This window comes from Deltaproteobacteria bacterium (genome assembly GCA_018668695.1).
In the GTDB taxonomy this organism is placed as follows: domain Bacteria; phylum Myxococcota; class XYA12-FULL-58-9; order XYA12-FULL-58-9; family JABJBS01; genus JABJBS01.
In genome coordinates, this window is the sequence record JABJBS010000253.1 from 1 (window position 1) to 9,159 (window position 9,159).

Annotated in this window: 10 protein-coding genes; 6 read left to right on the forward strand and 4 right to left on the reverse strand. The window is 50.4% G+C overall.

Annotated features, from left to right (window positions below; genetic code table 11):
• A partial coding sequence (locus HOK28_13405; GenBank protein ID MBT6434089.1) for a hypothetical protein occupies positions 1-1,449 on the forward strand: 1,449 nt, incomplete at its 5' end.
• A gap of 46 nt (positions 1,450-1,495) precedes the next feature.
• Here HOK28_13405 and HOK28_13410 read toward each other — a convergent pair.
• The gene (locus HOK28_13410) at positions 1,496-2,629 is read right to left on the reverse strand and encodes a nitronate monooxygenase (protein ID MBT6434090.1); all 1,134 of its coding nucleotides are present in this window, start codon (positions 2,627-2,629) and stop codon (positions 1,496-1,498) included.
• A 132-nt stretch (positions 2,630-2,761) separates the two neighbouring features.
• Between HOK28_13410 and HOK28_13415 the strand changes: the two genes are divergently transcribed.
• The 4 genes from HOK28_13415 (at position 2,762) to HOK28_13430 (ending at position 5,064) form a co-directional block, all read left to right on the forward strand.
• Positions 2,762-3,373 (forward strand): TetR/AcrR family transcriptional regulator, encoded by a 612-nt coding sequence (locus tag HOK28_13415; GenBank protein MBT6434091.1) that lies wholly within the window; start codon positions 2,762-2,764, stop codon positions 3,371-3,373.
• Positions 3,374-3,456: 83 nt separating this feature from the next.
• Positions 3,457-4,527: a class II fructose-bisphosphate aldolase gene (gene fbaA, locus HOK28_13420; GenBank protein MBT6434092.1), complete on the forward strand. Its 1,071-nt coding sequence runs from the start codon at positions 3,457-3,459 to the stop codon at positions 4,525-4,527.
• A gap of 7 nt (positions 4,528-4,534) precedes the next feature.
• Positions 4,535-4,846, forward strand: coding sequence for a DUF2288 family protein (locus HOK28_13425; protein MBT6434093.1), 312 nt, complete (start codon positions 4,535-4,537; stop codon positions 4,844-4,846).
• Between the two features lie 11 nt (positions 4,847-4,857).
• Positions 4,858-5,064, forward strand: a complete 207-nt coding sequence (locus tag HOK28_13430; protein ID MBT6434094.1) for a hypothetical protein — start codon at positions 4,858-4,860, stop codon at positions 5,062-5,064.
• Here HOK28_13430 and HOK28_13435 read toward each other — a convergent pair whose 3' ends face one another.
• On the reverse strand, positions 5,065-6,048 hold the full coding sequence (locus HOK28_13435) for a glycosyltransferase (GenBank protein ID MBT6434095.1): 984 nt from the start codon (positions 6,046-6,048) through the stop codon (positions 5,065-5,067).
• 53 nt (positions 6,049-6,101) lie between these two features.
• Here HOK28_13435 and HOK28_13440 point away from each other — a divergent pair, with 53 nt between their 5' ends.
• Positions 6,102-7,073 carry a radical SAM protein gene (locus tag HOK28_13440; protein ID MBT6434096.1) on the forward strand — a complete coding sequence of 324 codons (972 nt, stop codon included), beginning with the start codon at positions 6,102-6,104 and terminating at the stop codon, positions 7,071-7,073.
• A gap of 5 nt (positions 7,074-7,078) precedes the next feature.
• Here HOK28_13440 and HOK28_13445 read toward each other — a convergent pair whose 3' ends face one another.
• Positions 7,079-8,968 carry a hypothetical protein gene (locus tag HOK28_13445; GenBank protein MBT6434097.1) on the reverse strand — a complete coding sequence of 630 codons (1,890 nt, stop codon included), beginning with the start codon at positions 8,966-8,968 and terminating at the stop codon, positions 7,079-7,081.
• Positions 8,965-9,159: hypothetical protein (locus HOK28_13450; GenBank protein ID MBT6434098.1), on the reverse strand; the 195-nt coding region annotated here is incomplete at its 5' end. The genes HOK28_13450 and HOK28_13445, both read right to left, overlap by 4 nt.

Here is a 9,159-nt window from a genome sequence, read left to right on the forward strand (position 1 = left end):
AGTATCTCTGGTGGGTCCCATCAAGGTATTCGCGGCGGTGGCGGGCTTGGATTCTCGTACGGCGCGGTTGGTGCCAGTGCTGGATTAGAGGCCGGTCTACTTGTAAGCGGTCACTTGTCTACGGAAGTTTTACGAGGTTCGGAAGGCAGTGCTCGTTTGGTGTTATCAAAGGCCGACGGTGCAACGGCGAATGCCGGTGTTAAGGTTACGGTCGGATTGTCACCTGAGGCTCTGGTAGGCGAAGCTTTGCCAGATATTCCCGATACAGATCCCAAAGGTCCGATTATTGGTGTCTTCTTTCAATTGCTACTCTCAATTATTGGGCGCTTCTTGTCCTTCGGTATGAACCTTTCGGGTGAGTCGAGTGATGGTGATAATCGCTTGGTTGATGTGTCTCTGGACTTATCAAAGCCCGATGTACAACGTGCCTATAATAAGGCGATGCGTGGCGATTGGTCCCAGATTGAGAAGCTGGCTAGAGATGGTCACCCAGGTGTGGATATGGACCGCTCAATCTTTACGGATATTACAAGAAAGAGTGTTCCGTTTGCCCTGAATGCTTTCGGTTTTTTCTTCAATCGTGAGACGGCCGAGACGCTTAAGGATTCCGATGTGGTCACCGATACAGGCACTTACGATGTTGAGAGTGACCATGACCAGAATACTCAGTCCACCGGTGGATTGTTTTGTAAAACATCCTTTACTGTGAGTGACTTCTCTCGAGATGTTGACCTGATCGCAGGAGAGATGGGAGCTGTTAAAGGGGAAGAGCACTGGTTAAGTTGGCAGCGTGAACATAAAGATACTTTCTCTTCTCGTGATGAAGTTATCGAGCAGCTGCAGTTGGCGAGATTAATTGGCGGCGAGGATATGCGCCGGTCAATTGATGTGTACCAGGAAAAGATTGGTTCAATTAAAGACCGCCGAAAATTATGGATTGGACCCCGTAATGAGATGCGCCGAACAACCGTAAAAACGAAAGTTGTGATCTCTGACCCAGGTCTGGATTCGCTCTGCGGTGTTAGCTTGGATGACTTGTGGAACTCTTATGCTGATAACTGGAAGGCACTTCATCCGGGAGAAGCCGCGCCGTTGTGGGCAAGCCGAGCAGGTCGCGAATATCTTCGACGTCAGTCAGATGATTTGGATGTCCTACTTGAACAGGCTGAGATGCTAACCGTTGAAAAAGGTTTGAAGAGTATGGTTCGTGCGGCTTCAATACCAGATGAGGAAAAACGGCACGATGCAATCCGCAAAGCTCTTTTCTCGGATATGGGTGATGAGTCACTGGTTGCTGCTGTAGCTCAGCTGGCAGGTAAGGACCACGTCAAACTTACTCTAGACGTTGACAGTGCATCGGGTGATTCGGGAACAGAGAACGACCTTCACCTAAGCCTCGTTGGCCAAGATTTTGATGTTCAGCATCAGGTCTTCGGTGAGCAAATATAGGGTGAGGCGAAAGAAGGCTACAGCGCTTAAGCCGTAGCCTCGATTCTTATTCTGCTAATTTATCGAGAGCGCCTTGAAGGTTGCCAATGATCTCAACGTAGTCGGTGACCATCTCTGAGACGATAGCTTTCGCAGGACGAATCTGATTCATAGTCCCTACAATTTGACCTACTGGGGTTCCCAGTAACGATGCCGCGCCTTCTTCGCCGCTTTGTGCGTGGCGATAAATACGCTGAGATGCATCTGCGGTTGCCATGTATTGAAGAGGCATGGGCAGATATCCCGGAGACTCTTTCGATTCCCAAGCATCGGTATATGGCGTCTTAAGCATTCTTGCGGGCTTACCTGAGATAGCACGGCTTCGCAGTGTATCCTCAGATGTGGCAGCTAGAAGTTTGTCTACCAGAGCAGGCTGATAGTCATTTTCGGCAGCCGTTAGCCAAACAGATCCCGTCCAGACACCTTGGCATCCAAGTGCCAACGCTGCAGCCATGCCTTTACCATTACCAACGCCGCCCGCCGCCAAAACAGGGGTAGGGTGAACCGCTTCGGCGACTTGTGGCCAGAGAATCATACTGGTTATTTCACCAGTGTGACCACCAGCCTCATAGCCGGAGGCTACAATGATATCGACGCCAGCTTTCTTTTGCTGCCGAGCGTGTTTGACGCTACCTACGAGTGCCGCGACCAAAATGCCTTTGTCATGGGCAAGGCTTACAACATCTTCAGGTGGCGGCCCGAGTGCATTGGCGATCAGTTTGATGGGGTGGTTCATGGCCACTTCCAAATGTGCTCGTCCGCCCGATGCAGACCAACCCAATAGTCCCTCGGCTTCCTCTACGGTTTCCGGAAGCGGGGGAACGCCATGCTTCGTGAGAAGGTCTTCAATCCACTGCTTGTGTTTATCGGTAATCATGTTCTCGAGGTCTTCTTTTTTGAAGTCCCCTTCAGCTCGCCCAACGTATTTTTTGGGAATCACGATATCGACGCCGTATGGTTTTCCGCCCGTGTTGTTGTCGAGCCAATTGAGCTCCATTTCCAGTTCTTCTGGGCTAAAGGCCAATGCCCCGAGTACCCCAATTCCACCGGCTTTACTGACTGCTGCGACAACATCGCGGCAGTGACTGAATGCAAATATTGGGAATTCGATTCCCAGCTTTTCGCAAATTTCACTGTGCATTCGCGAACTCTCCTTGAGTTTGAAGTGCTTCCCCATTTCAACAGGCTCCCTTGAGCCATGTTGACAGGTTGTTTTTATATGTTTACAGTTTGTATACTTCAACCCATTGAATCAAGTAGAAAGAGGTCACCATTGGTAACCCGATCGCAAGAAGCGCAGCATGGTAGGCTATGGGCGGCCGACCGCCGGAAGCAATTGCTCCATGTAGCGGCCTCTTTGTTGGCCGAGGAGGGCGTCGATGGTGTCCGGATTCCCGATGTGGCGACATTAGCGGGCGTTACCCGGCCAGTAGTCTACAAACATTTCAGTAATCGACAGGATATCCTAGTTGGTATTCTTGAAGATTTCGGTCTGACTCTTCAGAACCGGGTGCAGGCATCCTTGGGTACAGAGCCCGAGAAGCTCGATCTTCAGGCGGCACTGAAAGCAGTGATCGAGGCCACCTGTGATGTGCTTGAAGAGCGCGGCGCGGGAGCTTGGAATCTCTTGAGTTCGACTGGAACTGATCCTGTTTTGGATGAGGTTGCGAGGCGTGTTCGTGGCGAAATTCTTGAGCCGTGGGTGCCCAAAATTGGTGAAGTTACAGGCCTAAAAGGACCGGCATTACGAAGCCTTAGCCAAATGACTGCAGCTTGTGCCCGAACCAACCTAAGTATGTGGCTCGAGGGTGAATGGAGCCGGCGCCAGGCGGTCAAAACCTTAATTAGAGCGACCACCGCTCTCTTGAAAGAGTTTACCCGATAAAGCTCAAAATAACGCCTCTCTAACAGCTTGCAAATGCCTCCTCGGGAGTTTAAGAGCCCAGTGGCTTGTACAAGGAGAGCAGCATGGCAAAGGTAAAACCGGGCGTAGTCAGTGGTGAAGATTATAAAGCAGTTGTAGCGGCGGCAAAGGCAGGGGGCTACGCGCTTCCAGCTGTTAATGTCGTGGGCTCCAACACCATCAATGCTGTGCTTGAGGCAGCGGCCAAGGCAAAGAGCGACATTATCGTTCAGCTCTCCAACGGCGGCGCTCAATTTTACGCGGGTAAAGGTTACCCGGATGATTTCGAAGGCCGTGTGTTAGGTGGCGTATCTGCTGCGCAACACGTTCACCTATTGGCTGAGCGTTATGGTGTTTGTGTGGTTCTTCACACCGACCATGCCAACCGAAAACTTCTGCCATGGATCGACGCACTTCTGGACGAAGGTGAACGATTCTACGAGAAGACAGGCAAGCCTCTCTACAGTTCTCATATGCTCGACCTCTCTGAAGAAGAGCTGAAGGACAATGTTGAAACCTGTGCGCGCTATCTTGAGCGTATGAACAAAATCGATATGAGTATTGAGATCGAGCTCGGTGTTACGGGCGGCGAAGAAGATGGCGTGGGTCATGATATCGATGCATCTGCCGACAATGCACACCTTTACACGCAGCCAGATGATGTTCTCTATGCTTATGAGACCCTCACTCCTCTCGGGGATTTTTCAGTTGCAGCTTCTTTTGGCAACGTTCACGGCGTTTATAAGCCAGGCAACGTTAAGCTACGCCCAGAGATTCTTAAGAATTCACAGGCATTGATTCAGGAAAAGCACAGCACTGCGAGCAATCCACTGAACCTCGTCTTTCATGGTGGTTCCGGCTCTGAGAAAGACAAGATTCGAGATGCGGTTAGCTATGGCGTTTTTAAGATGAACATCGACACCGATACTCAGTTTGCTTTTGCCAAAGCGATGGGTAGCTATGTTGAAGAGAACTCTCGAGCGTTCAAATACCAGATCGACCCAGATGACGGTAAGCCATACAAGAAGGTTTACGACCCTCGTAAGTGCCTCCGCGAAGGCGAAACCAATATGGTGACCCGTCTGCAAGAAGCTTTTGAAGATCTTGGTGCGGTTGGTAAATCTGCTGCTCAGTAGGCCGAACATGTCGACAATTGAAGAGAAACTACGCTCTGAGGTCCAGCAAACCCATTGGGATGCCTTGGCGATTCATGCGGAACGAGGTCGCTTAATTATGGTGACCCCGCAAATCGATTTGCTTGAGGCGGCGCTTGCGGTTGCGCAAGACCGCACCAAAGATGTTGAGACCTATCTCAGCGCTGGTTTGATTCATAAGCTGACCGAGGCGCAAATTGCAGTTCTCGATGCAGAAGATAATCCTAAATTCAACTTTGTGATTGTGCAGCCTTTTGTATTGGCCAGCCGACTCGAAGATACCACAGACGCTCTAAACTAAGGGAACGTGCGATGATGAAGGTTAAAGAGCTGATTGCTTGGCTACAAGAGAACGCCAATCCAGAAGACGATGTTGTTCTACTAGACGCATCGGATCCGGATAACCCACCAGAGGTATCTCCTTATCTGCATGACTCAAATCTTCTCTACGAAGAAGAGGATGCAACTGTCTTGGTTTGTTTTTTCGGTGAAGACATCGATGAAGATGACGTGGGCTGATTAAGGCTCTAGCGATTGATGGGGCGGCTTACCGAGCTGCATACTTATCGTAAAAGGTTCAACTCCAGACAGCTCTTCATTCATCTTATTGGTGAGTTCGAAGAGTGACCAACCACACCACCAGCAAATCCAGGCTTCAACGACGAGCAACCCTAAGCTTACCCGCGGATAGACTGCGGCCAACGCAAGGGTCCAGGGAAGCCAGAAGGCTGCTAGAACCGCGAGAATCAATATAGCAACCGCTCTAAAGGTCCGGACTGTGCTTAATTTCTCAGTTCGGTCCGCAGTAATGAAGATGTTGAGCCAGAGGCTTATCAGTCGACGAAGCGTGTAGCTGGATTGGCCGGAAAGTCTATCTTGGTGGTCCACTGAAATCATGTCCCAACTGGGATTTTCTTGGAATACAAGCCCGTCGATATAGGGGTTGGCGGGCGCATCGTGAACGATTTTCTGAACGAGGGTTTGCTTCATTATTTTGAAACTAGAGAGATAAACTTCGGGCGGTGTTCCAAGAATGAATTGCGACGTCTTCTGAGCCGCTAGACTGCCCAAGCGACGAAATAGACTGTGCTTGCGCTCTTTGTAGCCGCAGTAAACAACTTCGACATCGGCTGTTTGGGCGTGGTCGTAAAGCTGCTTGAGCGCTGCCGATGTGTTTTGGCCATCATCGTCCATGACAGCAACCCACGCTCCGTTGGCGTGATTCAGGCCGGCCAGAACCGCATTATGCTCACCATGATTACCATCGAGTTCAAGATAGCGTACTTGGGGTTTGAATTTATCTACCAGTCCACTGCAAGTTAGGGCTGAGTCGTCGGTTGAGCCGTCATTGACGAGAAGAATCTCAAGTTTTTTGTCAGGAAAAGTCTGGAGAATGCTTCGAACAACCCGCCCAACTGTCGCGGCACCGTTAAAAACGGGAATAACCACGGAGAGTTCCGTCGACAAAGCGACTTTTGGGTCTTCTCTTAGCTGCGCACTCATGGGTCCTTGTTATCATTGCACGTAGCGGGACTCCATTGTTACGATGTCTTTTCATGAGTGAATCGAGTGCAATAATAAGCCACTTACCGTTGCGGCTTTTGTATGAACTGGTCGGGCGCGTTTTCCCTGAAGACCCGCGTTTGGCTTGGCGTCTTTACGAGTATTTTCCACGCTACCGAAATGCTTGGGGAGAGTTGCGGAATCAGTGGAATCGTATGGTGGGCACCACCGCGGTGCACAAGGTGCAGGGGCTTATCATCGAGCCGACCAATATCTGTAATCTGCGCTGTAGCCATTGTACGCCTCAGAATAATGACTCAATGGCTCGTGGAATGATGTCGTTGGAGCTTTATAAAAGTATTTTAAACGGTCTGCCAGACTTGTCCGCGATTGTATTAACGTGGAACGGAGAGCCAATGGCTCACACCGGGATCTTCGATATGATTCGGGTGGCTCGAAGCCGAGGAATTCATGTGTGCATGTACACGAATGCCACGCTCCTTGATGCACGACGGCGCATGGCGCTGATTGAGGCAGATTTGTCTGAGTTGATAGTTTCCATGGAGGGGGTGGGAGCTGATTTTGAAAAGATTCGAGGTACCTCTTACGAGGCGGTAGCAAGTAATCTGAATTCTCTTTTAAAGCTGCGCCGTAATTCCAAATCAAATATGCGAATTCGTCTAAACGTCACGAAGGTAGACGGTTACGAGACAAAAAATGAAGCGGTTAAGAAGGAATGGGCTGACCGCGTAGATTTTATCAATTTTGAACCTCACATGGCCGTTACACAACAAGTTCGAACCAGTGCATGCCGAACGATGTTCCGCAGCGCTACGATAGCGTGGGATGGAACTGTGAGCCCTTGCTGTGTGGATATGGGTCAAACCATGACCTATGGCAAACTAGAAGTGGGCGACAATCCACTGGACATCATTAATGGTGATGCCGCTCATCAAATTCGCGAGGAACATTTGGCGGGGGCCTACTCTAAGATCTGTCTGAATTGCCCAGGGTTTTACGGCTAGTCAACTTAAGGCAGTTGGTTAAGGTCCCATAAGAGTGTGCCACCACTGTTCGAACCGAGAAGCTCAGTCTCATTCTGCGTCAAGTGTAAATTTCGAATACCTAGCCCGACGGGTACGGCTTTGACCAACTTGAGTGTTTGTCTATCAAAGACACGAATGGTCCCCGAGAGTGTGCAAGGTAAGTAAACCCGCTCTTGAGTTGCTGATACCATGGCCGCGCGTGCACCAAAGCCAGTGCGGTGACGTTTTAGGTGAGCGCCGCTACGAAGGTCAAAAACATCGAGACTCCACATTCCACTGATAAAGAGCAGGGCTGCGTTGTCGTCTACGGTGGCAGCCCAGCCTCCGCCATTGTTGTGAAGGAAGCGAGACCTTTCGTCTCCGTCTTCAAGGTTGAACTCTATCACCTCATCGCCAAAGTAGTGCTCTGAGATAAATATACTTTGCCGGTTCTGGGATAGAGGCCGGCCATCAAGTGTGAGGGACTCGTTATCAAGTGATTGTCCAAAGCGCTCAACCTGATGGGTTGCAGGCGAGTAGAATTGCGCCAGACTCGAGAATTCGTCCACAGCAAACAAGCGCCTGCTCCAGTTGTCCCAAGCGACGGTATGCCCAACGTTTGAACTGAATACGTGCTTATTTGAAACTTCTCCGCTTAGTTTTTTTACCACCATGGTCGAGCCGCCGTGCTTTTTCGCATCGAGCATCACGTCGGTCATTCCCACGATAATAGATTCCTCCAGGCAAATGGGTTGTTCGAGGCGACCAAAGAAATTGGGGGAGAAGGGAGCGTGCTTGGCGTAGAGAGTGGGCGGGCTATCATTGAAGTCAAACGCTTCAAGGGTTCCACCGCGACATTGTTCGTGGGCGAGCGCTTCGTTACGGTGACGTGGGAAAGCGCTGCATCGGGGAAAAGTCATCCAAACATGATTCGATGCAGGGTCTTCACAATACCCGTAGGCAGCACTCGAAGAGAGTAGGTAGGGTGAACCCGCTGGCGTAAATAAAAGGGGCTGCATGCTTGCAAAAACTTGGGTGATTGCAGCGCTCAGGAAAATCCAGGTGACCTTTCGTTCTAGAACTTGGGTCCGGATGCCACTTGCAATAAAGGACGCAAAAACAAGAAAGCAAACACCTGCGGCACTTGCTGCGTGTCCAGTGTTTTGATGTTCAAGATAGACAATCGAGCAGATTCCGCCGATTAAGTAGATTCCCCTTAGGGCGAGGGCCGGTCCATGCTTTGTTCCCCGAGCATTTCCTAAGAAGCAAAACGTAATCACACATTGTGTAAGAAATAGGTCGGGGTTCATGTCGAGCGTAGCATTGGCGGCCAGTAGGCCGAGGATTAGGATGCCATAGGACCAAGCGGGCAATTGCCCGTTGCGTTGGTTTTGTCGTCTTATCAATAAGAGGAGAAGAGTGATGGATACAGCGGTTATAAGGAGGACCACGGGATCCGCCAAGAGCTGAATTCCTGCGATGAGCAGTCCGAGACTTAAAGAAGAGAGCTGGGCAACAAAGCCAAGGCCGTGATTAAAAGCCGTATCGCTCGGCGGATTTGCGAATTGGTATAATCGCAAAAGAGGTAAAGCGGCCAATATGGTAATACTTAACCACCATAGCTTTCTGGCGAAAGTATTTGTGGATTGAAGCCAGATCCGTTGGGGTAAGTTTAGAAAAGTAGATTGGCGATGGGGAGCGGCAAGACCCCATATAAAGAGTGTCATTCCTATAATGTTACTCGGCAGTGACGACATTCCGCGCTCTCGTAGAAGGCTCGAGAGGGTGCCCGTCAATAGCAGAGTCATCAGATACCAACCGAAAATTTTCACCCACGACCGGCGCGCAGCTGCTGGCTTTTGGGTGGGGCTGGGTAGCGGGGGCGGTGTGTTCACGGTTGACCGCCTTGGCTTTGGCTAACCCGCCTAGCAAGCTCCGCCGTGTCAAATGAATAAGTTCCGCTGTTGGAACTCAGGACCAGTTGTTTGCCGTTTTGAGTAATCAACCCATACCGCAACCCATAGCCGGCATGGATAGCGCCGAGGACCTTGAAGGTATCTCGGTCTAAAATATTAAGGCGTCCTGA

Excerpts from the sequence above, each read along its gene's own strand:
- HOK28_13410 (MBT6434090.1), bottom strand. The coding sequence starts at position 2,629 with ATGCACAGTGAAATTTGCGAAAAGCTGGGAATCGAATTCCCAATATTT.
- fbaA (MBT6434092.1), top strand. The coding sequence starts at position 3,457 with ATGGCAAAGGTAAAACCGGGCGTAGTCAGTGGTGAAGATTATAAAGCA.
- HOK28_13425 (MBT6434093.1), top strand. The coding sequence starts at position 4,535 with ATGTCGACAATTGAAGAGAAACTACGCTCTGAGGTCCAGCAAACCCAT.
- HOK28_13430 (MBT6434094.1), top strand. The coding sequence starts at position 4,858 with ATGATGAAGGTTAAAGAGCTGATTGCTTGGCTACAAGAGAACGCCAAT.
- HOK28_13435 (MBT6434095.1), bottom strand. The coding sequence starts at position 6,048 with ATGAGTGCGCAGCTAAGAGAAGACCCAAAAGTCGCTTTGTCGACGGAA.
- HOK28_13440 (MBT6434096.1), top strand. The coding sequence starts at position 6,102 with ATGAGTGAATCGAGTGCAATAATAAGCCACTTACCGTTGCGGCTTTTG.